This window comes from Neorhizobium sp. T25_27, assembly GCF_002968565.1.
Lineage (GTDB): Bacteria > Pseudomonadota > Alphaproteobacteria > Rhizobiales > Rhizobiaceae > Neorhizobium > Neorhizobium tomejilense.
Genome location: NZ_PVBJ01000002.1, coordinates 326247 through 349612 on the forward strand (window position 1 = coordinate 326247; position 23366 = coordinate 349612).

General features: G+C 61.1%; 25 protein-coding genes. 10 read left to right on the top strand and 15 right to left on the bottom strand.

From position 1 onward, the window contains the following. Window positions 1-32: 32 nt before the first annotated feature. The 6 genes from C5J24_RS08360 to C5J24_RS08385 all read right to left on the bottom strand — a co-directional run bounded on the left by C5J24_RS08360 (window position 33) and on the right by C5J24_RS08385 (window position 3562). Window positions 33-254, bottom strand: coding sequence for a hypothetical protein (locus C5J24_RS08360; RefSeq protein WP_046603001.1), 222 nt, complete (start codon window positions 252-254; stop codon window positions 33-35). A 41-nt stretch (window positions 255-295) separates the two neighbouring features. Beyond that, window positions 296-538 (bottom strand): 30S ribosomal protein S21, encoded by a 243-nt coding sequence (gene rpsU, locus C5J24_RS08365; protein WP_038548258.1) that lies wholly within the window; start codon window positions 536-538, stop codon window positions 296-298. A gap of 51 nt (window positions 539-589) precedes the next feature. After that, window positions 590-877 carry a hypothetical protein gene (locus tag C5J24_RS08370; RefSeq protein ID WP_046630247.1) on the bottom strand — a complete coding sequence of 96 codons (288 nt, stop codon included), beginning with the start codon at window positions 875-877 and terminating at the stop codon, window positions 590-592. A 126-nt stretch (window positions 878-1003) separates the two neighbouring features. After that, window positions 1004-1213, bottom strand: coding sequence for a cold-shock protein (locus tag C5J24_RS08375; RefSeq protein ID WP_007770461.1), 210 nt, complete (start codon window positions 1211-1213; stop codon window positions 1004-1006). Between the two features lie 357 nt (window positions 1214-1570). Beyond that, the gene (locus C5J24_RS08380; RefSeq protein ID WP_105417161.1) at window positions 1571-2677 is read right to left on the bottom strand and encodes a TRAP transporter substrate-binding protein; all 1107 of its coding nucleotides are present in this window, start codon (window positions 2675-2677) and stop codon (window positions 1571-1573) included. Window positions 2678-2833: 156 nt separating this feature from the next. Continuing rightward, window positions 2834-3562: an SDR family oxidoreductase gene (locus tag C5J24_RS08385; RefSeq protein ID WP_105417163.1), complete on the bottom strand. Its 729-nt coding sequence runs from the start codon at window positions 3560-3562 to the stop codon at window positions 2834-2836. 168 nt (window positions 3563-3730) lie between these two features. On the opposite strand from C5J24_RS08385, the gene C5J24_RS08390 reads away from it, so the two are divergent. Next, window positions 3731-4624, top strand: a complete 894-nt coding sequence (locus tag C5J24_RS08390) for an AraC family transcriptional regulator (protein ID WP_245446577.1) — start codon at window positions 3731-3733, stop codon at window positions 4622-4624. Between the two features lie 56 nt (window positions 4625-4680). Here the strand turns inward: C5J24_RS08390 and C5J24_RS08395 are convergent, their stop codons facing one another. Continuing rightward, window positions 4681-5787, bottom strand: coding sequence for a TRAP transporter substrate-binding protein (locus C5J24_RS08395; RefSeq protein ID WP_105417643.1), 1107 nt, complete (start codon window positions 5785-5787; stop codon window positions 4681-4683). Window positions 5788-6026: 239 nt separating this feature from the next. Here C5J24_RS08395 and mbfA point away from each other — a divergent pair, with 239 nt between their 5' ends. Beyond that, window positions 6027-7010 carry an iron exporter MbfA gene (mbfA, locus tag C5J24_RS08400; RefSeq protein ID WP_105417167.1) on the top strand — a complete coding sequence of 328 codons (984 nt, stop codon included), beginning with the start codon at window positions 6027-6029 and terminating at the stop codon, window positions 7008-7010. A gap of 144 nt (window positions 7011-7154) precedes the next feature. On the opposite strand, the gene C5J24_RS08405 is transcribed toward mbfA, so the two are convergent. From C5J24_RS08405 to C5J24_RS08415, 3 genes are all read right to left on the bottom strand, one after another. Further along, window positions 7155-8735 carry a sensor histidine kinase gene (locus C5J24_RS08405; protein ID WP_172723892.1) on the bottom strand — a complete coding sequence of 527 codons (1581 nt, stop codon included), beginning with the start codon at window positions 8733-8735 and terminating at the stop codon, window positions 7155-7157. 139 nt (window positions 8736-8874) lie between these two features. After that, window positions 8875-9489 (bottom strand): transglutaminase-like cysteine peptidase, encoded by a 615-nt coding sequence (locus C5J24_RS08410; protein WP_046667300.1) that lies wholly within the window; start codon window positions 9487-9489, stop codon window positions 8875-8877. Window positions 9490-9619: 130 nt separating this feature from the next. Continuing rightward, window positions 9620-10423, bottom strand: a complete 804-nt coding sequence (locus C5J24_RS08415; RefSeq protein WP_105417171.1) for a carboxylesterase — start codon at window positions 10421-10423, stop codon at window positions 9620-9622. 182 nt (window positions 10424-10605) lie between these two features. Here C5J24_RS08415 and infC point away from each other — a divergent pair, with 182 nt between their 5' ends. From infC to C5J24_RS08445, 6 genes are all read left to right on the top strand, one after another. Next, window positions 10606-11142, top strand: coding sequence for a translation initiation factor IF-3 (infC, locus tag C5J24_RS08420; RefSeq protein ID WP_046603008.1), 537 nt, complete (start codon window positions 10606-10608; stop codon window positions 11140-11142). 196 nt (window positions 11143-11338) lie between these two features. After that, complete coding sequence (rpmI, locus tag C5J24_RS08425; RefSeq protein ID WP_007751830.1) at window positions 11339-11542, top strand: 50S ribosomal protein L35; 204 nt, start codon at window positions 11339-11341, stop codon at window positions 11540-11542. 39 nt (window positions 11543-11581) lie between these two features. Then, complete coding sequence (rplT, locus tag C5J24_RS08430; RefSeq protein ID WP_046627769.1) at window positions 11582-11986, top strand: 50S ribosomal protein L20; 405 nt, start codon at window positions 11582-11584, stop codon at window positions 11984-11986. Window positions 11987-12144: 158 nt separating this feature from the next. Then, a complete protein-coding gene (gene pheS, locus C5J24_RS08435; protein ID WP_105417644.1) occupies window positions 12145-13227 on the top strand; it encodes a phenylalanine--tRNA ligase subunit alpha in 1083 nt (360 codons plus the stop codon). 13 nt (window positions 13228-13240) lie between these two features. Continuing rightward, window positions 13241-15664 (top strand): phenylalanine--tRNA ligase subunit beta, encoded by a 2424-nt coding sequence (pheT, locus tag C5J24_RS08440; protein WP_105417173.1) that lies wholly within the window; start codon window positions 13241-13243, stop codon window positions 15662-15664. 78 nt (window positions 15665-15742) lie between these two features. Further along, window positions 15743-16360, top strand: coding sequence for a hypothetical protein (locus tag C5J24_RS08445; protein WP_105417175.1), 618 nt, complete (start codon window positions 15743-15745; stop codon window positions 16358-16360). Between the two features lie 15 nt (window positions 16361-16375). Here C5J24_RS08445 and C5J24_RS08450 read toward each other — a convergent pair whose 3' ends face one another. The 3 genes from C5J24_RS08450 to C5J24_RS08460 form a co-directional block, all read right to left on the bottom strand. After that, the gene (locus tag C5J24_RS08450) at window positions 16376-16735 is read right to left on the bottom strand and encodes a nuclear transport factor 2 family protein (RefSeq protein WP_105417177.1); all 360 of its coding nucleotides are present in this window, start codon (window positions 16733-16735) and stop codon (window positions 16376-16378) included. Between the two features lie 76 nt (window positions 16736-16811). Next, a complete protein-coding gene (locus tag C5J24_RS08455) occupies window positions 16812-17807 on the bottom strand; it encodes an aldo/keto reductase (protein ID WP_105417179.1) in 996 nt (331 codons plus the stop codon). A 61-nt stretch (window positions 17808-17868) separates the two neighbouring features. Next, window positions 17869-18819: an aldo/keto reductase gene (locus C5J24_RS08460; RefSeq protein ID WP_105417181.1), complete on the bottom strand. Its 951-nt coding sequence runs from the start codon at window positions 18817-18819 to the stop codon at window positions 17869-17871. A 192-nt stretch (window positions 18820-19011) separates the two neighbouring features. Here C5J24_RS08460 and C5J24_RS08465 point away from each other — a divergent pair, with 192 nt between their 5' ends. Further along, window positions 19012-19998 carry a Gfo/Idh/MocA family protein gene (locus C5J24_RS08465; RefSeq protein WP_105417183.1) on the top strand — a complete coding sequence of 329 codons (987 nt, stop codon included), beginning with the start codon at window positions 19012-19014 and terminating at the stop codon, window positions 19996-19998. A 6-nt stretch (window positions 19999-20004) separates the two neighbouring features. On the opposite strand, the gene C5J24_RS08470 is transcribed toward C5J24_RS08465, so the two are convergent. After that, window positions 20005-20379, bottom strand: coding sequence for a GtrA family protein (locus C5J24_RS08470; RefSeq protein WP_105417185.1), 375 nt, complete (start codon window positions 20377-20379; stop codon window positions 20005-20007). Next, the gene (locus C5J24_RS08475) at window positions 20376-21374 is read right to left on the bottom strand and encodes a glycosyltransferase (protein WP_105417645.1); all 999 of its coding nucleotides are present in this window, start codon (window positions 21372-21374) and stop codon (window positions 20376-20378) included. Before C5J24_RS08475 ends, C5J24_RS08470 begins: the two co-directional genes overlap by 4 nt. A gap of 137 nt (window positions 21375-21511) precedes the next feature. Here C5J24_RS08475 and C5J24_RS08480 point away from each other — a divergent pair, with 137 nt between their 5' ends. Continuing rightward, entirely contained in the window at window positions 21512-23353 is a 1842-nt protein-coding gene (locus C5J24_RS08480; RefSeq protein WP_245446579.1) for a hypothetical protein, read from the top strand. Window positions 23354-23366: the final 13 nt, after the last annotated feature.

Sequence of the window (23366 nt, forward strand, 5' to 3'; positions counted from 1 at the left end):
AAAAGCCCGGAAAATTCCGGGCTTTTTGAAATTCAGTGATCGGCTGGGGCCTTGCGGCCCTTGGCTCGAGCCGGGGCCGGAGCAGGCTCCGCAGCTTCGCGTTCGAGACGAAGCTGCCTCAATTTCTCGGTTTTCTTTTCCCGCTGGGTCGCTTCCGCACTAATGATAGAGCGCGCGGTGTGATCTGTCGCAGCGGCTTTGTCACGCGCGGAAAGCTTGGTGGGATTGAAGAATTCGTCCTTGGTGGCGGCCATAATATCCTCCTTCCTGATGGGATGTCCGTGCGGCTGACAAATTATCCGCGCGCCGGACGGACCACTTTCTTGGGAGCCGGCAGGAGGCCTTCGCGCTGCATCTTCTTGCGCGCCAGCTTGCGGTAGCGGCGAACGGCTTCAGCCTTTTCGCGTACCCGCTTTTCGGAGGGCTTCTCGTAGGCGCTGCGCGCCTTCATCTCGCGGAAGACGCCTTCGCGCTGCATCTTCTTCTTCAGCACCCGGAGTGCCTGCTCGACGTTGTTGTCTCTGACTAGAACCTGCAAACTAAATCCTTTCCATTGCGGGCAGATCCCGCGTTCGATCAAAGTGTTGAATCACTTGCCAATGCGAATGCTCGACGGCTTCAGCCACGGTCCGCTCGGAGCGTCGGCGCAAGCCTCGTCCTTCTTGGCGGACGATGCGGTCTCGGAAGTGTCGATATCACTTTCAACGATCCGGCGCTCGAAATTCTCGCTGCCGAAACGTACCCTATATTGGTTTTCACCGCGATCGGCGGCCGGCAAAAGGCCCACGACGCGGCATGTCCGGTCGCCAGTGGCGGTCCGGGTAAGGCCTGCCTTGAGGACGATGTTATCGCCTATGGCATAGACATTTGCGCTCATCGTGTTCTCCTTGAACCGGCCGAAAGCCGGGGCAAAACAAAAAGGCCGGGCGTTACCCCGACCTCTTCCCGTCATTCAAGCCGTCGCTGCCAGTACATCCGTGGTCAGCCGAGGCGAATGACATCCTTATGCGGCCCGGAGGTTGTCGGCGGAGCTCTTGCCGGACTTGCGGTCGCGAACAATCTCGTAGGAGATCTTCTGACCTTCCGTCAGGGAAGACATGCCGGCACGTTCAACAGCAGAAACGTGAACGAAAACGTCCGTCGCGCCGTCATCAGGCTGAATGAAGCCGAAACCCTTGGTGCTATTGAACCACTTTACGGTGCCAGTATTCATAACGATTTCCTTTCAATCGTTAGAGATTGCGGACAGTATTCCGTCCGCTTTGATCGATATTTGAGAGGAAATCTGACTGAGCACCAGGCCCGTGAACAAAGGTCGCAAGCAATTTTCGATAGCGTCAATATAAGCTTTATCCGTTGATAATCAATGCTGCCACGGAGATTTAATTTTCCGGGCGCTCAACGGCAATGCCGATCTGCTCAATCAACGACATGATTTTACAATGCAATATTGAAAATAGCAACCGCTTTGGCCGGTTTGGAAGCCGATGCTGACGCATTGGCGACCGTTTTTCAAACGCCAAGCCCGGAGGGTCGCTCCGGGCTTGGGGCATGTCATACGATGGGACGGTCAGAGCGCGCCGGCGCGCTGCTGCGTCATCATATAGGTATCGTAGGAATATTCGGCGATCTGGGCCCAGAGATAGGCGTCCTTCTTGAATGCCTGCTGGCTGTCGTAGATCTTCTTGAAAGCCGGGCTCTTGGCCGAGAGTTCGGCATAGGTTTCCATTGCCGCCTTGAAGCAGACGTCCATGATCTCGCGGCTGAAGGGCTTCAGGATCGCGCCTTCGGCGACGAGCTTCTTCAGCGCGGTGGCGTTGTGGGCATCGTAATTGGCAAGCATGCTCATGTTCGCCGCGGCGCAGGCGTCGGTGACGATCTGCTGGTAGCTTTTCGGCAGGCCCTTGAACTTTTCGAGATTGAAGAAGGCATGCATGGCCGGGCCGCCTTCCCACCATGCCGGGTAGTAGTAATATTTGGCGACCTTCACGAAGCCGAGTTTCTGGTCGTCATAAGGACCAACAAATTCCGTGGCGTCGATCGTGCCCTTTTCGAGTGCCGCATAGACGTCGCCGCCGGCGATCTGCTGCGGCGTGACGCCGACCTTCTGCATCACCTGGCCTGCGAGGCCGGCAATCCGCATCTTGAGGCCCTTGAGGTCATCGATCGTGTTGATTTCCTTGCGGAACCAGCCGCCCATCTGGGTGCCGCTATTGCCGGCGGGCAGGGCATAGAGGTTGCGCGGGGCCAGGAACTCGTTGATCAGGTCGTTGCCGCCGCCTGCCGTGAACCATGCATTGGTCATGCGGGCGTTGAGGCCGAAGGGAATGGCGGTGCCGAGCGCAAACGCCGGATCCTGGCCGATGTAATAATAGGAGCAGGTATGGGCCATTTCGACCGTACCGTTGGCAACCGCGTCTGCCGCCTGCAGCGGCGGCACGATTTCGCCGGCCCCGAATGTCTGGATGGTGAACTTGCCGTCAGTGGCGTTCCTGACGCTGTCGGCGATCTGGTTGGCGGCGTTGAAGATGATGTCGAGGCTCTTCGGGAAAGAAGAAGTCAGTCGCCAGTTGACCCTGGGGCTTTCCTGGGCAATCGCCGGGGCGGCAAGCGCGGTTGCGGCAGCGGCGCCGACCCCGGCCGTGGCGGCCTGCTTGAAGAAATGTCTGCGATCCATGAAATCCTCCTCGAAGCGAAGTGCGCGCGGCCTGTCCGGGCTCTCGGTTTGCTCATAATCCTTTCATTTCGGGAACGGCAAGGAAATTCCAAAAAGTCGCACTGACGCCCGGTCGATCTCGAGGCCGACCGGGCAATTGCGCTCAAGACGTCCAATTCACCAGGGAAGAGTTTGGTCGTCGAAGAAATAGCCGGCCGTCGGGCCGTCTGGACCCAGCGTGGCAAGCCGCACCGGCGCTTCCGCCGCCTGTTCGACGGTGCGATAACCCGAATGGCCGTTCATGTCGGTCTTGGTGTAACCCGGATCGGCCGCATTGACCTTGATACCGAAGGGCGCCGCCGCCTTGGCGAACGCCACGGTAACCGCATTGAGCGCCGTCTTGGACGAATTGTAGCCCAGCGCATTGATGGCGTAGAACTGGTTTTGCGGGTCGAGCAGAGCCTGGAGCGAGCCGAGTTCGCTGCTGAGCATGACGACACGTCCTGCGCCGGATGCCTTGAGCAGTGGCAGCGCCGCCTGGGTGATACGGATCGGGCCGAACGTATTCACCTCGTAAACCGCTTTTACGACATCGATAGGCTCGTCGAAGGGCTGGTGCGTAAAGCTGTCGGCGATGCCGGCATTGTTGACGAGCGCGTCGAGATGGTCTGTCTGGCGGCTGAGTTCCGCGATGGCCGAGGTGACGCTTTCGTCGCTGGTGACGTCGAGCTGCAGGACATGCGCGTCGAGCCCTTGGTCGCGCAGTTTCTGCGCCGCTTCTTCGCCGCGGCCGACATCGCGGCTGCCGAGCCAGACGCGATATCCCTCGGTGGCGAGCCGTCTTGCGATCTCGAAGCCGATGCTCCTGTTGGCGCCGGTGACGAGTGCTGTCTTCTGTTTGGTCATGGGCAATGCTCCTGTGGTTGCAGGCCACAGATGGAGGCATGTCCGGTCCGGACGTGAGCCAAGAACTGCCGATTTCTTGCCTAATCCTCCCGACTGCGGATCTTGCATCGGCGGCAGCTCTTGCGCCCGCGGCAGTCTGTTGGCATCTCAAGGGTCATGACGAAACCCATGGATGAAATCCGCGATCTGGTCTCGCGACATGCTGTCGGCCGCCGCACCGAAACGGCGGTGCCGCGCCTCGTCATCATGAAGGGAACGAACCCGACCAGCATGCTGCCCGGCGTATACGAACCGATGCTTTGCCTTGTTCTGCAGGGATCGAAATGCGTGGTGATCGGCGACCAGGCGATGCATTACGACAGTGCGAGCTACTTCGTCTCCTCCGTCGAAGTGCCGGCCTCGGGGCAGATTGTCGATGCGAGCCCCGAACAGCCCTACCTTGCGCTCAGTCTGACGCTCGACATGGCCGCAATTGCCGAAATCCTGATCGACATGCCGGACGACGCCGTTGTCTGCTGCGGCGCCTGTTTCGGGGTGAGCCCCGTAACGCCGGAACTCGCTGAGGCCTTCCTGCGCTTTGCGCGGTTGATCGAACGGCCGCAGGATATTCGTGTGCTCGGTCCGCTGATCGAGCGGGAAATCCTCTATCGATTGCTGCAAGGGCCGCAGGGGGCAGCGATCCGCCAGCTGGTGCGGCCGGAGAGCCGGCTTGGCCATATCCGCAGGGCGATCGGTCATATCCGCACGTATTTCGATGCGCCGCTCAGGGTCGACGAATTGGCGCGGGTTGCGGGCATGAGTGCTTCGGTCTTTCATCGCCACTTCAAGGACGTGACTGCCATGAGCCCGATCCAGTACCAGAAAAGCATCCGCCTGCACGAAGCCCGTCGCCGGTTGCTGGCCGAAGCGGGCGATACGGCGCGGGTCGCCTTTTCAGTGGGATACGAGAGCGTCACCCAGTTCAGCCGCGAATATGCCCGCCAGTTCGGCGCCTCGCCGGCCCGCGATGTCGGCCGCCTGCGGGACAGGATGGTTGGCGATGCCGAACTGGTCGAAGGCTGAAAAGTGAAAAGCCCGGAGGTTCGCTCCGGGCTTTGATGCTCAACCTCAATCGATGATTACAGCGTGCCCTTGCGCTGCTGCACCATCATGAAGGTGTCATAGCTGTATTCGGCGATCTGGTTCCAGAGATAGCCTTCCTTCTTGAAGGCCTGCTGGCTGTCATAGATCTTCTTGAAGGCGGCGTTCTTGGCGTTGAGTTCGGCATAGACTTCGAGCGCAGCCTTGTAGCTGGCTTCGAGGATTTCCGGGCTGAACGGCTTCAGGACGGCGCCTTCCGAAACGAGCTGGCGCAACGCTTTGGCGTTGCTGGTGTCGTAGCGCGAAAGCATGTTCTGGTTGGCATTGGCGCATGCATCCTTGATCATGCGCTGGTAGCTCTTCGGAAGGGCGTTGAACTTGTCCTTGTTCATGAAGGCGTGGACGGCCGGGCCGCCTTCCCACCAGGCCGGATAATAATAGTACTTGGCGACCTTCACGAAGCCGAGCTTCTGGTCGTCATAGGGACCGACGAATTCCGTGGCGTCGATTGTGCCCTTTTCGAGCGCCGCATAGACGTCGCCACCAGCGATCTGCTGCGGCGTGACGCCGAGCTTCTGCATCACCTGGCCTGCGAGGCCTGCAATACGCATCTTCAGCCCTTTGAGGTCCTCGATCGTGTTGATTCCCTTGCGATACCAACCGCCCATCTGGGCACCGGTATTGCCGGCCGGCAGCGCGAAGAGATTGTAGCCGCCAAGGAAGTCGTTGAGCAGCTCGTTGCCCCCGCCGACCGAGAACCATGCATTGGTCTGGCGGGCGTTGAGACCGAACGGAACGGCGGTGCCGAGCGCAAACGTCGGGTCCTTGCCGATATAATAATAGGCGCAGGTATGCGCCATTTCGACTGTGCCGTTGGAAACGGCATCGGCGGCCTGCAGAGCCGGCACGATTTCGCCGGCGGCGAAGGTGTGGATCGTAAAGTTGCCGTCCGAGGCTTCCTTGACGCTTTCGGCGATGTCGGTGGCGGCGGACCAGAGGATGTCGGTGTTCTTGGTGAACGACGAGGTCATGCGCCAGGTGATCTTCGGAGATTCCTGGGCAATGGCAGGCGCTGCGAGCGCGGTCGCTGCAGCGGCGCCCACGCCGGCGGTCGCGGCCTGCCGGAAGAAGTTTCTGCGGTTCATCGGATTTGTGCCTTCTAAACTTTGGGAGGTGCCCGGATTTTGGCCCGCGCGGCGCAGCTCATAGTCCTTTCGTTTCGGGAACAGCAAGAAAAAAATCCAGAAGATTACGCTGCAGCGCAGCAAATCTTTCCGAATATTGCGCCAGCCGTTCCCACCGCCTTTAGATCGCAGGGAGAGCATAAATCCCTTGAAGTTTTCAGACGACGCTTTAGTTTAGAATTATTCTAATAGAGGTTTTCATGCTCGCCCGTCTCCTTACCAATTCCAAGCGCCCATTCGCCTCCCTCGACGAGAAGGAAATCCTGGCGCTCGCCATCGCTTCGGAAGAGGAGGATGCGCGGATCTATCTCGCTTATGCGGACAATCTCAAGGATCAGTTTCCCGCATCCGCCAAGGTGTTCGAAGATATGGCGGAGGTCGAGCAGACCCATAAGAACATGCTAATCGAGATGTTTCGCTCACGCTTCGGCGAACGCATCCCGCTGATCCGCCGCGAACATGTGCGCGGTTTCTACGAACGCAAACCGGATTGGCTGACCCGCAACCTGTCGCTCGACACTATCCGGGAACAGGCGGAAGCCATGGAGCGACAGGCTTTCCGGTTTTATACCGAAGCGGTAAAGCAGGTTTCTGACGCCTCGACGCGGCAATTGCTCGGCGACCTGGCGATTGCCGAACAGGGGCATGAGGATATCGCCCGCATGCTCGGCGACAAGCATGTGACCGACGACGTGAAGACGGAGGAAGACGAGACCGCCCGCCGCCAGTTCATCCTCACCTATGTGCAACCGGGTCTCGCCGGGCTGATGGACGGTTCGGTCTCGACGCTGGCGCCGATCTTCGCGGCGGCCTTCGCAACGGGCGACACCTGGTCGACCTTCCTGATCGGCCTGTCGGCCTCGGTCGGTGCGGGCATTTCCATGGGCTTCACCGAAGCCGCGCACGACGACGGGAAGATTTCCGGACGCGGTTCGCCGATCAAACGCGGGTTTGCCTCCGGCATCATGACGGCGCTCGGCGGCCTCGGCCACACGCTGCCTTACCTCATCCCGCATTTCTGGACCGCGACCATCGTCGCCGCGATCATCGTCTTCTTCGAACTCTGGGCGATCGCCTTTATCCAGAACCGCTACATGGAAACACCGTTCCTGAGGGCAGTCGTCCAGGTGGTGTTCGGCGGGTCGCTGGTGCTCGCCGCAGGCATCCTGATCGGGAATGGGTGAGAAGCGATCGGGCGGAGCCCGAGCAATCGATCCGGTGAATCGATTGCAGCTTCGAACGCCCTGAGCCCAAAGCGAAGGGCCGGGATCCGGTGCGGCAAACTCCCTGAGATCAAACGCGCGGTCGGGAAGCTGCTGGCAAGAGCGTCACGCCGCCGCTTGCGGCGCCCTGACCCGTGGCACCTCGAGCGAAAACACCGCACCGCCGTCGTTGTGGGTAGTGAAATGCCCGCCGAGTTGCTTGACAAAATTGGCGATCAGCTTGCTGCCCATTCCGCCGGCCCGATTGAAGGCCTCGATGCCCGGCCCGTCGTCGCGAATGACAAGGCTCAGATTGTCGCCGTCTTCGCGGAGTTCGACGGAAAGACTGCCGCCTTGACGACCGGCAAAGGCATATTTGAACGAGTTTGAAACGACCTCGTTGATGATCATCCCGAGCGGCAAGGCCTGCTCGCGATCGACGGTCAGCGGCTGCAGCCTGAGGTCGAGCACGACGGGCGTCTCGTAGCCCGAGGCGATGTCGGTGATCAGCTTGGTAGCGTAGGGCGCCACCTCGACCTGTTCGAACTGATCGTTCTGGTAGATCTGCTCATGCACGGCGATCATCGCCGCGATGCGTCTCGTCATGTCGTCGCGCGCGTCGACCGGCAAGGCCTGCAGCCGCACGAGCGCCAGCACCGCCTGGAGATTGTTCTTCACCCGGTGATGAATTTCTCGCAGCAGGAAGCGGTTGCGCTCCACCGCCTGCTCCAGTTCTTCGTTGCGGGCCGAAGTGCGATAGAGAAGGCGGTTGATCCAGAGGGCGCCGAGGACCAGCAGCGCCATCAACGGCAGCATGACCAGCGTGTCCGAAAGGAGATTGCGCCAGAACTGGTCGAGAATTTCCTGCCGTGCGATGGCCGCAAGGGCGATGAGCGGCCAGCCGGAGACCTTCCAGAAGGCGACGATGCGGGCATGGCCGTCGATCGGCGAGACCGGACTGTGGTAGAAGCCGGTGGGCATTTGGCGCGTCATCGGGTACCACGCGGTCGTACTGAGATCGATCGGGCGCGTTGTCGCCGGCCGTCGGGCCATCAGCCACCCGTCATCCCTGATGATCAAAATCGTAGAGTTCGGCCCGAGCCCCATCGACGCCCAGAAACCGTCCAGGCTCTCGTTCGGGATGGTAATGCTGGCAATGCCCCGGAAAATACCGTCTTGCTCGATCCGCCGCGCGACGGTGAAGGATGGCTTGCCGGCAGTTTCGTTTTCGAGCAGTCGGGTGAAAGTCAGCTCCTGGCCATCCCTCAGCCTGCTGAAATATGCACGCGCGCTGTGATCGTCGGATGCATTTCCAGGTGCATTCCCGCCGACACTGGAAAAGCGGACCACGCCGGTGTCATCCAGAAGCGAATATTGAAAACCCGCCGGCAGTTGTCCGACAGCCCGCGACAGGTCGGCTGCAAGCCCGGGCGAACCATCGATCGGTCGATCTCCCACCTCGGTTCCGATACGCCGCAGGGCCTGGTCGCTTGCTTCGATCATCCACTCCAGGTGAGCCGCGACCACATGCGCGGACGAGAGCGCGCGAGCTTCGCCTTCCTTCAGGGCCGTCCGGTAGTTTTCGAGGATAATAAGGCCGGCGACCGCCAGCAGGGCGAGGGCGAACAAGCCGGTCAGCAGGATCGGGAGGGTGGGCCTCGTTGCACGGGCCGCGTGTGGCAAGCCTGGTTTCACATCGTCACGCACAACCCGCTCCGGTTTCAGAGATTCCCTCCTAGCAGGTTGGATGCATCGGGGAAATGTCTTCCGACAAGGCGACACCAAAAACATTCGCCCGCAACCTGGATGATGCGGGCGAATGTCAATCTGTACTCAAGGGTGCAGGTTATTTCAATGCACCGACCAGCAGGTCGCGGCCGTTTTCGATGGTGACCCAGCGTCCCGTGTTGAACGAGGCCTGACGCTTCAGGAAGGTGTAGGGCGTTGCAAACCAGGGCTTCACCTCGTTATCGAGGTTGTCGAGGATGAAATCCCCGTCCGACGTGCGCAACGTCAGGACCGCATGGCCTTCGCCGTCCGGCTTGCGGACAACGGTCATCAGGAGATCGGAAAGGGCGAAGCCTTGCGCCGCGAGTTCCTTGCGCTTCTCGAGCGCAAAGTCCTCGCAATCGGCGAAATTGCTTGGATAGCTCCAGACCTCTTCGCGGCCGTAGACTTCCTTGTCGGTCTTGGCGATGTAACGCGCGTTGACGGCCCGGTTGATCTGGCGGACGGCAGCCCAGCCTTTGGCGCTGACCTTGGGGGAGGGAGCGGAGCGGCTCTTGATAGAGCATTCCGTCGCATATTTATGACAGAATTCGTAATGGCCGATTGGCTGGGAGGTAACGGCACCGGTGACCATCGCGGCCATTGGCCTTGGAGCCGGAACTGCAGCACTCACTGGTACAAGTACGCTAACTAGGATCACGGCTATACGCCGCGCCTGCAAGGCTATCATCATGGACCCGTCCCTTCAAATCCTAATGAAACGTTAAGGGCGGACGGGAGAGAGAGTCAATCGGTGAGTTTTGTTAACGGCTCATCGCTCGCATTATGGTTAAGGCTGCAACATTTTTGTATCAGCCCAAAATTTAATCATTAAATATTAGGGCCGAGACCGCAGCCCGCAATTTTTCGATGTCCTGGGGCCTGGAGAGCCGGTGATCTCCGTCGCGGATCAGCGTCAGGACGACGTCGTCGGCCGGCAGGAACTCGACGACCTTCAATGCGTGGGCATAAGGCACGTCCGGGTCCTTCATGCCCTGCAGGATGTGGACCGGGCAGCCCGTCTCTATAATGCCGGTCATGACCCGATTGCTGCGGCCGTCCTCTATGAGGGCGCGTGTATAGATATTGGGCTCCGGGCTGTATTCGGACCGCTCCTCGAGATAACCGCGCTCCGCAAGCGACTGCCGTTCGGCTTCGGTGAGATTCGGCTCGATGAGTTCCGCCGTGAAATCCGGCGCCGGCGCGATCAGCACGATGCCGTCGACCTTCGCAGCCTTCTTGCGCTTCTTCAATTCCTGCACGAGGCGCAGCGCGATCCAGCCGCCCATCGACGAGCCGACCAGGATGACCCGTTTCGGCTTGATATCGTCAAGGACGGCGATTGCCTCTTCCAGCCAGCGCGAGATCGTGCCCTCGCGGAAGGCGCCGCCGGAAACGCCATGCCCCGAATAGTCGAACCGGATCGCCGCGAGCCCGAGTTCGCCGGCAAGCGCGTCGAGTTCGACGGCCTTGGTGCCTGTCATGTCCGACCGGTAGCCGCCGAGCCAGACGAAGGCAGGCCCCGGCTTCCTCTTGCTTGAGCCACGGTGGAGGATTGCGATCTCCCGCGCAAATGTTCCGGAGCCGACGGTGATCGTTTTGCGGGTGAGATTGGCTGCTTCGGTCATGGTGGAATCCTGAGGTTTTGCCGCGCTTATAAAACAGATTCTTAGGCATAGGACAGCAGGTGATTTTTTCGCGCGGCTATGCTATTGACTTCGCCGTAGCGATCACGACATTGCCGTCGGCCGCAAGCCGGACGCTCTCGATGTGTCGCTGCGGTGCCGAAACAATCTAGGAGAATACGACCATCCGCAGACCATTCAAAACCGATGCCCCTGTTAAGGACGGGCCGCGCTCCAACCGGGAAATTCGCATTCCCAAGGTCCAGCTTATCGATGCCGAAGGCTTGAACCTTGGTATCGTTCCGACCGAGCAGGCTCTCAAGATGGCTGAGGACGCCGGCCTCGATCTCGTCGAGATCTCGCCGAACACCGAGCCGCCGGTGTGCAAGATCCTCGACCTGGGCAAGCTGAAATATGCGAACCAGAAGAAAGCGGCAGAAGCCCGCAAGAAGCAGAAGATCGTCGAAATCAAAGAAATCAAGATGCGTCCCAACATCGACACGCATGACTATGACGTGAAGATGAAGGCGATGAACCGCTTCTTTGAAGAGGGCGATAAGGTCAAGGTGACGCTGAAGTTCCGCGGCCGCGAAATGGCCCACCAGGAACTCGGCATGAAGCTCCTGCTTCAGGTGAAGGACGACACCACGGAAATCGCCAAGGTGGAAGCCGAGCCGAAGCTTGAAGGCCGCCAGATGATGATGGTGCTGGCGCCGAAATAAGCGCCCACCATTTGCCTTTAGCGGATTTGCCGGCATTTCGGCCGGGCTTTTGCCGCGTTTTTCTTTCCCATTGCGCTTTTGACCGACTGCGGTTATAAGCGCGCGTTCCGAACGGTCCGGCAGGGCATGCCGTGGCTGTTCTAAATGCTTGAAACCAGCATCGTCTGTGGTTTCGATACAAAACTGGAGTAGCAAAATGCCCAAGATGAAGACGAAATCGGCTGCCAAGAAGCGGTTCAAGATCACCGCCACCGGCAAAGTCGTTGCAGCCGCCGCTGGTAAGCGCCACGGCATGATCAAGCGGTCCAACAAGTTCATCCGCGATGCGCGCGGAACGATGATCCTTGCCGAACCCGATGGCAAGAAGGTTATCAAGAACTACCTGCCGAACGGTCTCTGAGACCCTCGTCACTTTTGGATCAGTTAAGGAGATCATGACATGGCACGCGTAAAACGGGGCGTCACTTCCCGCGCCAAGCACACCAAGACTTTGAAGGCAGCCAAGGGCTTCTACGGCCGCCGCAAGAATACGATCCGGGCCGCCAAGGCTGCCGTCGATCGTTCGCGTCAGTTCGCTACGCGCGACCGTCGCGTCAAGAAGCGCAATTTCCGCGCCCTGTGGATTCAGCGTATCAACGCTGCCGTTCGCGAATCCGGCCTGACCTACGGCCGCTTCATCGACGGTCTCAACAAGGCCGGTATCGAAGTCGACCGCAAGGTTCTCTCCGACATGGCAATCCATGAGCCGGAAGCATTCGGTGCTCTGGTTGCCGCTTCGAAGAAGGCTCTTGAGTACCTCAAGGACGCCGGCACCACCAACGAGTTTGAAAGCGCGGTTCGTTAACCAGCGCTTCCCAAGCTTAATTAGCTTTACTGATTTTGGGAAACCCGCGCTGGTTACGGCTGGCGCGGGTTTTTCTTTTGGCATCCCCGCACGTCATTCCCCAAAACAGCCGTCACGACCTCGCCATGCATCTCGCCGAGCATCAAACGGAAGAAACCATGTCCGATCTGGAAAACCTGAAAACTTCGCTCCTGGCGGAAATCGCCGGCACCAGTGACGAGGCGGCGATCGAGGCCGTGCGCGTCGGCGCTCTCGGCAAGAAGGGCTCCGTCTCCGAGCTCCTGAAGACGCTGGGCTCGATGTCGGCGGAAGAACGCCAGACCCGCGGCGCGGCGATCAACGCGCTGAAAAGCGAGATCACCGACGCCATCGCCGAGCGCAAGACGGTGCTGAGGGACGCGGCGATCGAGGCGCGTCTCAAGGCCGAGACGGTCGACATCTCGCTGCCGGTGCGCTCATCGCCGGCCGAGCGCGGCCGCATTCATCCGATCAGCCAGATCGTCGACGAGATCACCGCCATCTTCGGCGACATGGGCTTCTCGATCGCCGAGGGGCCGGATGTCGAGACCGACTACTACAATTTCACGGCGCTCAACTTCCCCGAAGGCCATCCGGCCCGCGAGATGCACGACACCTTCTTCTTCCAGCCCGACGAGAATGGCGAGCGCAAGGTCCTGCGCACCCATACCTCCCCGGTGCAGATCCGCACGATGGAATCGCAGAAGCCGCCGATCCGCATCATTATCCCCGGCAAGACCTATCGCCAGGACAGTGACGCCACCCACTCGCCGATGTTCCATCAGGTAGAAGGCCTGGTGGTCGACCGCAAGTCGCATGTCGGCAACATGCGCTGGATCCTCGAAGAGTTCTGCAAGGCCTTCTTCGAGGTCGACAGCGTCACCATGCGCTTCCGCCCGTCCTTCTTCCCGTTCACCGAACCGAGCTTCGAAGTGGACATCCAGTGCGACCGCTCCGGCCCGATCGTCAAGTTCGGCGAGGGCACCGACTGGATGGAAATCCTCGGCTGCGGCATGGTGCACCCGAACGTGCTGCGCGCCGGCGGGCTCGACCCGGACGAGTTCCAGGGTTTTGCTTGGGGCATGGGCCTCGACCGCATTGCCATGCTGAAATACGGCATGCCGGACCTGCGCGACTTCTTCAACGCCGACGTCCGCTGGATGAACCACTACGGTTTCCGCCCGCTCGACATGCCGACTTTGTTCGGCGGCCTGAGCGCGTAAGGGAGAAACGACGATGAAATTCACACTCTCCTGGCTGAAGGATCATCTGGAAACGGATGCGACCCTCGACCAAATCTGCGAGCGACTGACTGCGATCGGCCTCGAAGTCGAGGACGTCGACGACAAGGCGGCCTACAAGCCGTTCGTCATTGCCAAAGTTCTCTCGGCCGAAAAGCATCCGTCCGCCGATCGGCTCAAGGTGCTGATGGTGGATGCCGGCGACGGCAAGCCGGTGCAGGTCGTCTGCGGCGCCCCCAACGCACGCGCCGGCATGATCGGCGCCTTCGCGAAACCTGGAACTTACGTTCCCGGGATCGATGTCACGCTCGCCGTCGGCAATATCCGCGGCGTCGAAAGCCACGGCATGATGTGCTCGGAAAAAGAGCTCGACATGTCCGACAATCACGACGGCATCATCGATTTGGCCGAGGATGCGCCGGTCGGCACGCCTTTTGCCTCCTATGCCGGCCTCGACGATCCGGTCATCGAGATCAACCTGACGCCGAACCGTCCGGACTGCACCTCGATCCACGGCATCGCCCGCGATCTGGCGGCCTCGGGCCTCGGCACGCTGAAACCTCAGGCAAGGCCGGACTTCAAGACCGAGGGCCAGACTTCCGTCGATCTCAAGATCATTCTCGACGACGAGCGGCTCTGCCCCGGTTTCGGCCTGCGCCTCGTGCGCGGCGTCAGGAACGGCCCGAGCCCGCTGTGGATGCAGCAGCGGCTGAAGGCAATCGGGCTTCGCCCGATCAACGCGCTGGTCGATATCACCAACTTCATGACCTTCGACCATGGCCGGCCGATGCACGTCTTCGATGCCGCTAAGGTGAAGGGCGACCTGACGGTGCGCCGCGCGTTGGACGGCGAGACGGTGCTGGCGCTGGATACGCGCGAATACAAGCTGAACCCCAGCAACGTCGTTATATCAGATGAAAACGGCGTGGAATCGATCGGCGGCATCATGGGCGGCGAACATTCCGGCTGCGACGAGAACACCGTCGACGTGCTGATCGAATCCGCGCTCTGGGACCCGATCAACATCGCCAAGTCCGGCCGTTCGCTCGGCATCATCACCGACGCGCGCTACCGGTTCGAGCGCGGCGTCGATCCGGAATACATGGTTCCCGGCCTCGACCGCACCACCCAGCTGGTGCTGGAACTCTGCGGTGGCGTGGCCGCGGAAGCGAAAGTCGTCGGTTACAAGGGCCATCAGCCGAAGATCGTCGATTTCCCCTATGCGGAAGTGAAACGCCTGACGGGCCTGGAAGTCTCGACCGAGGAAAGCCGTCATATCCTGACGCGACTTGGTTTCGCGGTCGAAGGCTCCGGTGAACGCGTTACCGTCACCGTACCCTCCTGGCGTCCCGACGTCGACGGCAAGGCCGACCTCGTCGAAGAGGTCATGCGCATTCATGGCGTCGACCAGATCAAGCCCGAGCCGCTCGAGAAACTCTCGAGCGTCAATGCCAAGATCCTGACAACCTTGCAGATCCGCACCCGCACCGCCAAGCGGGCGCTTGCCTCGCGCGGCATGCTGGAAGCCGTCACCTGGTCGTTCATTCCGGAAGATCAGGCAAAGCTCTTCGGCGGCGGCGCCCGGGCGCTGAAGCTCGCCAACCCGATTGCAGCCGACATGTCCGACATGCGGCCGTCGCTGCTGCCGGGCCTGCTGTCCGCGGCACAGCGCAATGCCGACAAGGGCTTTGGTGACGTGGCGATCTTCGAGGTGTCCGGCACTTACGAAAGCGATAGGCCGGAAGGCCAGCGCCGCGTTGCCGGCGGCATTCGTCGCGGCACGGCTACGATCAACGGCACCGGTCGCCTCTGGTCGAACACTGCCAAGGGCGGCGGCAAGCCGGTCGACGTCTTCGACGCCAAGGCCGATGCGCTGGCGGTACTCGAAGCCTGCGGCCTGCCGATGGGCAACGTCCAGATCGAGAAGGGCGCGCCGGAATGGTATCATCCAGGTCGCTCCGGCACCATCAAGATGGGTCCGAAAGTCGTGCTCGGTTATTTCGGCGAATTCCACCCGAAGACGCTCGGCGCTCTTGACGTCTCGGGCGCTCTCTGCGGCTTCGAGGTTTTCCTTGATGCCATGCCGGAGCCGAAGAAGAAGGCGACGCGCACCAAGCCGCCGCTCGAGCTTTCGCCCTTCCAGGTGGTCAAGCGCGACTTCGCGTTCGTGGTTTCGAGCGATGTCGAGGCCGGCGCGATCGTCAAGGCGGCGTCGACCGCCGACCGCAAGCTGATCACCGGCGTCAACGTCTTCGACGTGTTCGAAGGAGCTTCGCTGGGCGAGGGCCGGAAGTCGATCGCGGTCGAAGTGCTGATCCAGCCGGTCGAGCGCACGCTGACCGACGAGGATTTCGATACGCTGACGGCCAAGATCGTCGCCAATGTCGAAAAGACTACGGGCGGTACCTTGCGCGCCTGAAACGGGTGGCCTCAATCACCTCTGAAAGATAGCCTGCCTCGCGGATGATGTGGGGCAGGCTTTTTTGTCGGAGGAACGATGCGCACACCGGGATCGATGAAAGGGCTTGAGGAACTCGGCCGGGTGCGGCTGTCGAAGAACTTCTTCTTCCGCGACTTCCTGTTTTCGGAGATCGCCAATTTCTACGCCATTCCGAACATTCCCGAAGACCCGGATCTGGCGATCGAGGCGGGCCGGCACCTTTGCGAGGAACTGCTGGAGCCGCTGCAGGCGACGTTCGGGCGATTGCATCTGCGCTCCGGTTATCGCTGCGCTAAGGTCAACGAATTCGGCAACAGGAACAATCTCAATTGCTCCTCCAATGCCAATACCGCCGCCGACCACATCTGGGATCGGCGCGATGCCAAGGGCTTCATGGGCGCCACCGCCTGCGTCGTTTTCCCCTGGCTGGTCGACACCTATCACGACGACGGCGACTGGCAGAAGATGGCTTGGTGGATCCACGACCACCTGCCTTACTCGTCGATCATGGTCTTTCCGAAACTCTGGGCGATGAACATCCAGTGGCACGAAAAGCCCGCCCGGCGTATCCGCAGCTTCGCCGAACCGCGGGGCGTACTGACCAAGATCGGGATGCCCAACAACGAAGGCGATCATTCCGAGCATTACATCGGGTTTCCGGCGCTTGAACGGTAAGCGACGGCGGACCGTTCAGGAATGCAGGTGATAGAGCTTGTTGACGATCACCCAGCGGCCGTCGATCTTCAGAAGCGAGAGATAGTCCGAGAACCGCATGCCGGCGAACTGGTCGACGACCTTCGCCGTCGCCGCGTCGCCGGTGACGTCGAGCGCTTCGATCTGGATCAGCGGCTGGGTATCGGCGGGTGCTGCACCTTCCGAGGTAACCGCCCCGATGAAATCGTCGAGCGACAGCCATTCGACCGCACCATCGTAATTGCCGATGATACACGCTTTGGGGTGGAACGCCTTTCGGAGCGCCGCCTCATGCGCAAACGTCATTCCGTCCACATAGAGATGGATCACCGCCTGAACGGCGCGCTCCTCGGACATCGATCTTCTCCCGTGTTAGCGCCAGCATACTAACACGAAAAGATGGAAGTCCGAGATTGCGTTAGCAAGTGCAAATTTAGCGATTGGTCCAGGCCATGGCCTGTGCCGCATAACGGGTCCCGGAGAATTTTTCCGGCGCCAGCAGATCACCGAGCGTCTTCAGCTCGTCCGCCGAGAGCGAAATTTCCGTGGCGGCAACATTCTGTTCCAGATGCGGGATTTTTCTGGCACCGGGAATGGGCACGATGAAATCGCCCTGCGCGAGAACCCAGGCCAGCGCCAGCTGCGCGGCGGTGACGCCCTTCTGGACTGCCATGTCCTCCAGCATCTTCACCAGGGCGGCATTGGCGGCCATGTTCTCGGCGCTGAAGCGCGGCAGCGTGTTGCGGAAGTCGTCCGGACCGAAATCCTCCGGCTTCTGAATCTTGCCGGTGAGGAAACCGCGGCCGAGCGGGCTGAACGGCACGAAACCGATATCGAGTTCGCGGCAGGTGTCGAGAATTTCTCCTTCCGGCTCGCGGGTCCAAAGCGAATATTCGCTCTGCAGCGCCGTGATCGGATGGACCGCGTGGGCGCGGCGGATGGCGGCGGCACCCGCTTCGGAAAGGCCGAGCGCACGCACCTTGCCTTCCTTGACCAGATCGGCCATCGCGCCCACAGTATCCTCGATCGGCACGTTCGGGTCGACCCGGTGCTGGTAGAAAAGGTCGATCACCTCGACCCCGAGGCGTTTCAGCGAGGCCTCCGCCACTTCGCGCACATGTTCCGGCCGGCTGTCGAGACCGGACATAGCCCTGGCGTCGGAGGCATTTGGGTCGATCCTGAAGCCGAATTTGGTGGCGATGACGACCTTGTCGCGGAACGGCTTCAACCCCTTGCCGAGCAATTCCTCGTTCTTGAAGGGACCGTAGACCTCTGCCGTGTCGAAGAAATTGACGCCGAGATCGACTGCGCGGTGCAGCGTCCTGATCGCCTCCTGTTCGTCCTGGCCGCCGTAGCCGTGGCTCATGCCCATGCAGCCGAGGCCGACGGCGGAAACGGTCAGTTCTTTTCCGAGCTTCCTCATTTTCATGAGAGCCTCCTTTTGTGATCGCAGAAAACTGACGGGCGTCTCGCGGCGCCCGCCGAATTGATCAGGCGCCGGCTTCGTTGAGCAGCTTCATCTGGTCGGCCGAGAGCGTCAGGTTACCGGCGGCGATGATCGCGTCGAGCTGGCCGACGCTGGTGGCGCTGGCGATCGGCGCGGTGACGCCGCGGGTCTGGATCAGCCAGGCGAGCGCGATCGAGGCGGGCTCGGCATTGGTCTCGACCGAGATCTCGTCGAGGGCTGCGAGGATGCGCAGGCCCTTGTCGTTGAGATAACCGAGCGCCCGGCCGCCGCGTGCCTTGCCTTCGGTATCGGCCTTGTCGCGGTATTTGCCGGTCAGGAAGCCGGAAGCGAGGCCGTAATAGTTGATGACGCCGATCTCTTGGCCGACGCAGAGATCCGCAAGCGGGCCTTCGAACGTGTCGCGGTCATAGAGATTGTATTGCGGCTGCAGCACGTCGTAGCGCGGCAGGCCGGCTTTCTTGGCAGCGTCGAAACTATCCTGCAGCATTTGCGCGTCGAGGTTGGAGCAGCCGACCGCGCGGATCTTGCCCTGTTCCTTCAGCTTGGCAAAGGCGCCGAGCGTTTCCTCGTAAGGCACGGTCTCGTCCGGCCAGTGGGCGAGATAGAGGTCGATATGGTCGGTCTGCAGGCGGCGCAGCGAATTTTCGACCTCTTCGAGGATCCACTTGGCCGACAGGTCCTTCTTGCCCTGGCCCATGTCGGACCCGACCTTGGTGACGATGACCGCCTTGTCACGGGCGATGCCGCCGCTCTTCAGCCATTTGCCGATGATCGCCTCGGACTCGCCGCCGACATGCCCGGGCACCCAGCGATTGTAGCTGTCGGCCGTGTCGATCGTGTTGAAGCCGGCGTCGAAGAACCGGTCGAGGATATCGAACGACGTCCTCTCGTCGGCGGTCCAGCCGAACACGTTGCCGCCGAGAACGACGGGCGCAATGGAAAGGCCAGTCCGGCCGAGTGCGCGCAGCTCCATGATATTCCTCCAAAATTTTTTAAGTGAGTGGATGAGCCTGGGAAAGGAGCCTGAGATTAGCCGATGTTCCGCCGCCGACCAGTCCCTATTTTGGGCGGACGATCACTTTTTCAAGCGCCGCATCCGGCCTGCCGTTGCGTGGGTGTCGGCAGGCCAATAAGGTGCGGCAACAATGCCATAGGGAGGTTCAACATGCTGCGTTTCGGAATCTTGTCGACTGCCAGGATCGGCCACGAACAGGTGGTGCCGGCGATCCAGGACGCGGAAAATTGCGTCGTCACCGCGTTTGCCAGCCGCGATCTTGCCAAGGCGCGGGCGCTCGCCGACCGCTTCGGCGCCCCGCATGCGTTCGGTTCCTACGACGAGATGCTGGCGTCCGACGTCATCGACGCGGTCTATATTCCGCTTCCGTCCAGCCAGCATGTCGAGTGGTCGATCAAGGCCGCCGAAGCCGGCAAGCACGTCCTCTCCGAAAAGCCGATTGCGATCAAGGCGAGCGAGATCGAGGACCTGATCAAGGTGCGCGACCGCACCGGCAAGCTGATCTGCGAAGCGTTCATGGTCACTTACGCACCGGTCTGGCTGAAGGTGCGCGAGCTCCTGAGCCAAAAGGCGATCGGCGAGCTGAAGCATGTCCAGGGCTCGTTCAGCTATTTCAACCGCGACCCGTCCAACATGCGCAACATTCCGGAACTCGGCGGCGGGGCGCTGCCGGATATCGGCGTCTATCCGACGATCACGACGCGTTTCGTCACCGGCCAGGAACCGCAGCGGGTGCAGGCGCGGGTGGAACGCGATCCCGGCTTCGGCACGGATATCTATTCCAGCGTCAAGGCGGATTTCGGTTCGTTCGAAATGACCTTCTACATCGCCACCCAGATGGCGGCCCGGCAACTGATGGTCTTCCACGGCACCGAGGGTTACATCGAGGTCAAGTCGCCGTTCAATGCCGGCCGCTGGGGTGCGGAGGAAATCGAACTCACCAATCAGAACCACGCGGTGTCGCAGATCTTCCGTTTCCCGGATAGCCGGCAATACAAGCGCCAGGCGGAGGCCTTCGCAAAGGCCGCCAGGGGCGAGCCGATCGAAGTCGTGACGCTTGAGAATTCGCTGGCGAACCAGAGGTTCATCGACGCCATCTATCGCGCCGGCGGGCACGACGGCTGGGAAGCGGTCTGAACGACATTATTGCCGGAAGACAAAGCGAGAATAGCCGAAGAAGCTGTAGGCCATCGCGGTGAGCGAAGCGAAGATGACCGCAATAACCGGCTGCAGGAGTGGCGCGCGGTACATGAGTGCCGAATAAACAGCGTAGTTGACGACCGCCGACGTGGTGCCGACCGCCCAATAACGGACGCCTTCGACGGCAAGCGAATGTCCGGAGGAGCCAAAGGTAAGTCGCCTATTGACGAGCCAAGTGAAGGCCATAGCGGTCATGATCGCCGGAATGCGGGCGAGAAACGGGCCGAAGCCCCAGATCCCGATCAGGACATGAGTAAGCCCTGCATCGAGGAGAAACCCGCCGCCACCGGCTATCAGAAACCAGAAGAGACGTTTCATGCGGCCGTCTTGCCGGCTTTGCTGCGCCGGACGGGTAGGATATCAGGCGGCGTCGCTTCGGCCTGCTGAGGCAGGCCCATATAATGGATGCGCAATTGCTCGGCCCGGCCCCGCGAGACGGAGTCGAGGATCAGTCCAGCGGTGAAGATCAAGAGCGACACCAGCATCAGCGCCAGCGAGAAGACCCATGTGGGCATGCGCTCTACAAGCCCGGTCTGGAAATAGGCGACCAGCACCGGCGCCATGAAGACAAGGCTTGCCGTCATGAAGGCGCCGCTGATCAGGCCGAAAAACGCGAAGGGCCGCGTCTCCTTCATCAGCATGGCGAACATCCAGAGGATCTTGGCGCCGTCCTTGAAGGTCGAGAGCTTGGAATGCGAGCCTTCCGGGCGCCTTCCGTAGTCGAGTTCGATTTCGCAGACCGGCAGCTTGAGCAGCGAGGCATGCACCGACATTTCGGTCTCAATCTCGAAGCCGCCTGACACCGCCGGAAAGCTTTTCACGAAGCGGCGTGAGAAGGCCCGGTAGCCGGAGAAGATATCGGTAAAGTCGGGCGCGAACATCGTCCGGTAGAGGAAGTTGAACAGCCGGTTGCCGGCGGCGTGGCCCTGCCGCCCGGCATCCGCATGTACGCCGCGCCGGGTGCCGACCACCATGTCGGCGCGCTCGGTCAAAAGCGTGCGGACCAGTTCTTCCGCATCCTGCGGCGCATAGGTGCCGTCTCCGTCGGCCATGATATAGATGTCCGCATCGATATCGGCGAACATCCGGCGCACCACATGGCCCTTGCCCTGCCGGCGCTCGCGCATCACCAGGGCGCCTGCGAGCATGGCCTGGAGCGCTGTGCCGTCCGTGGAGTTGTTGTCGTAGACAAAGATCCGGGCGCCCGGAAGCGCCTCGCGGAAACCGCGCACCACGCCGGCGATGGTCATGGCTTCGTTATAACAGGGCAGCAGGATTGCGATGTCGAAATGGCCGGTCAGGGCGTCGGTCATGTTGTTCACTCGATACACTGAAAACCGAACGCGGGAGTTTCCCGTGCCGCGGACTTTACTATTTCTTGGGAAGGTTAAGGCTAGGTTTCCTCGACCCTCGAAACAGGCGAAAAGTCCGCACCAAGATGACGGAAAACATGGCAGACAGATCCTTATCGAGGGCGGCGGGCCAGCCCGCTGCTCCGCTATTGTCGCGGCTCCTGCCTGCGGTGGCTCTTTATGCGGTCATCACCGCCGCGATAGCCCTCGCGTTTTTCCTCTCCGACGCCAAGGATTACGTCGGAGCCGACAATGACGACGTCATGCGGCTCGTCGAGATCCGGGATTTTCTCGGCGGCCAGAACTGGTTCGATCTGACCCAGTACCGGCTCGGTCTCGAGGGCGGCACGCTGATGCACTGGTCGCGGCTGATCGATCTGCCGATGGCGCTGCTGATCCGGCTGTTTTCGCTCTTCCTCACCCCGGATAAGGCCGAAGCCGTCGTTGTCACGATCTGGCCTCTTCTTCTGGTACCGCTTATGCTTCTGCCGCTCGGCTTGGCTGTCCGCCGGCTGGCGGGCGTCGCGGCCATGCATATCGCGCTAGGCCTTGGTGCGCTCTTCGCCCTCGGCTGCGTCCGCTTCAAGCCCGGTTCCATCGACCATCACAATGTCCAGCTCATGCTCGTCATGTGGATCGCCGCCATGCTGGTCGATCCGCAGAAGAGGGCATCAAGCTATATCGTCGCTGCCGTTGCCTGTGCGCTGGCACTGGCGATCGGCGCCGAAACGACGCCTTTTGTTGCTGTCGTTTGTGTCTGCGTTGCGCTTCAGTGGGTTTGGCACGGCCAGGCATTTTCCCGGCCTGCCCGTTTCTTCGGCCTGTCGCTCGCACTGTCCGTCTCGGCGGCTTTCTTCCTGACGATTCCGCCGCGCGCCTATGCGATCGTCACCTGCGACAACTTCTCACTTGGCTTCTATGCCCTGTCCGCTCTCGGAGGAGCGGCGCTGTTTCTCCTCGCGAGCCTGCCGAGACAACCAGGTCGCATCGTCCGCATCGTCCTGGCCGGCGTCACCGGCGGTCTCCTTCTTCTGACCACCCGCATCATCGCGCCGCAATGCCTCTCCGATCCGTTGAGCACGCTCGACCCGCTATTGGTCGAGCTTTGGTTGAACGGCGTGACGGAGGCGCGTTCGTTTCTGGCCGAGGCCAGGACCGAGCCGGAAATGGTCGGCGGATTCTACGCGGTCGGGCTTTTTGCGATCGTGGTCTGTCTTGTCCGCAGCGTGAGACGGGAGAAGACGGAACTCCATCTCGTGCTTCTGGCGCTGATCGGGGCGTCATGGGGGATCGCGCTGCTGCAGGTGCGCGGCGCTTTCTTTTCCAACATGTTGGCCATCCTGCCGTTGTCGTTGCTGATCACCGATCTGCGGCGCACCTCCGCGGCCGATCCTGGAAATCCCAGCGCCGCCTTTGCCTATATCAGCGCGGTGCTGATGTCCGTGCCGGTCGTCTGGGCCCTGGGCGGCGTCCTTGCGGTGCATGGCTGGAAACAGGCGGCCGACATGCGGGCGCTTTCGAGTGCCGGCATGTTCGCTGGCGAAAGCGGCGAATGCGGCGATGCGGCGGATATGGCCGTGTTGAACACATTGCCTGCGGGCGTCATAGCTGCGCCCTCGAACAGCGGGGCGGATATCCTGCGCTGGACCCCTCACACGGTCCTGACGGCCCCCTACCATCGCAACCAGAAAGGCATGCTGACCGAACTTTACATAGGTCTTGCCCAGCCGGGCGAGGCGAAGGCTTTCATGAGAGGGGCCGGGGTGACGGCGCTCGCCTTCTGCAAGACCGATCCGCAGACGGATGGCCTGATCAGGCGCAAGCCGGACGGGCTCTATGCCAACCTCGCCCGCGGCCAAGTGCCCGATTATCTGCAGCCCTTGGGACAACCGAGCAAAAGCGGTTTCCGTCTCTACAGGGTGCTACCGGATAAGAATTGATTGCGGGGATGAA

Coding starts and splice junctions, on each gene's coding strand:
- rplT (WP_046627769.1), top strand. CDS start 11,582: ATGGCACGCGTAAAACGGGGCGTCACTTCCCGCGCCAAGCACACCAAG.
- C5J24_RS08380 (WP_105417161.1), bottom strand. CDS start 2,677: ATGGATCGCAGACATTTCTTCAAGCAGGCCGCCACGGCCGGGGTCGGC.
- C5J24_RS08370 (WP_046630247.1), bottom strand. CDS start 877: ATGAGCGCAAATGTCTATGCCATAGGCGATAACATCGTCCTCAAGGCA.
- pheS (WP_105417644.1), top strand. CDS start 12,145: ATGTCCGATCTGGAAAACCTGAAAACTTCGCTCCTGGCGGAAATCGCC.
- pheT (WP_105417173.1), top strand. CDS start 13,241: ATGAAATTCACACTCTCCTGGCTGAAGGATCATCTGGAAACGGATGCG.
- C5J24_RS08375 (WP_007770461.1), bottom strand. CDS start 1,213: ATGAATACTGGCACCGTAAAGTGGTTCAATAGCACCAAGGGTTTCGGC.
- C5J24_RS08390 (WP_245446577.1), top strand. CDS start 3,731: ATGGATGAAATCCGCGATCTGGTCTCGCGACATGCTGTCGGCCGCCGC.
- C5J24_RS08475 (WP_105417645.1), bottom strand. CDS start 21,374: ATGACCGACGCCCTGACCGGCCATTTCGACATCGCAATCCTGCTGCCC.
- C5J24_RS08415 (WP_105417171.1), bottom strand. CDS start 10,423: ATGACCGAAGCAGCCAATCTCACCCGCAAAACGATCACCGTCGGCTCC.
- C5J24_RS08460 (WP_105417181.1), bottom strand. CDS start 18,819: ATGGAGCTGCGCGCACTCGGCCGGACTGGCCTTTCCATTGCGCCCGTC.
- C5J24_RS08410 (WP_046667300.1), bottom strand. CDS start 9,489: ATGATGATAGCCTTGCAGGCGCGGCGTATAGCCGTGATCCTAGTTAGC.
- C5J24_RS08445 (WP_105417175.1), top strand. CDS start 15,743: ATGCGCACACCGGGATCGATGAAAGGGCTTGAGGAACTCGGCCGGGTG.
- C5J24_RS08465 (WP_105417183.1), top strand. CDS start 19,012: ATGCTGCGTTTCGGAATCTTGTCGACTGCCAGGATCGGCCACGAACAG.
- mbfA (WP_105417167.1), top strand. CDS start 6,027: ATGCTCGCCCGTCTCCTTACCAATTCCAAGCGCCCATTCGCCTCCCTC.
- C5J24_RS08470 (WP_105417185.1), bottom strand. CDS start 20,379: ATGAAACGTCTCTTCTGGTTTCTGATAGCCGGTGGCGGCGGGTTTCTC.
- C5J24_RS08395 (WP_105417643.1), bottom strand. CDS start 5,787: ATGAACCGCAGAAACTTCTTCCGGCAGGCCGCGACCGCCGGCGTGGGC.
- C5J24_RS08455 (WP_105417179.1), bottom strand. CDS start 17,807: ATGAAAATGAGGAAGCTCGGAAAAGAACTGACCGTTTCCGCCGTCGGC.
- C5J24_RS08480 (WP_245446579.1), top strand. CDS start 21,512: ATGGCAGACAGATCCTTATCGAGGGCGGCGGGCCAGCCCGCTGCTCCG.
- C5J24_RS08360 (WP_046603001.1), bottom strand. CDS start 254: ATGGCCGCCACCAAGGACGAATTCTTCAATCCCACCAAGCTTTCCGCG.
- rpmI (WP_007751830.1), top strand. CDS start 11,339: ATGCCCAAGATGAAGACGAAATCGGCTGCCAAGAAGCGGTTCAAGATC.
- C5J24_RS08450 (WP_105417177.1), bottom strand. CDS start 16,735: ATGTCCGAGGAGCGCGCCGTTCAGGCGGTGATCCATCTCTATGTGGAC.
- C5J24_RS08385 (WP_105417163.1), bottom strand. CDS start 3,562: ATGACCAAACAGAAGACAGCACTCGTCACCGGCGCCAACAGGAGCATC.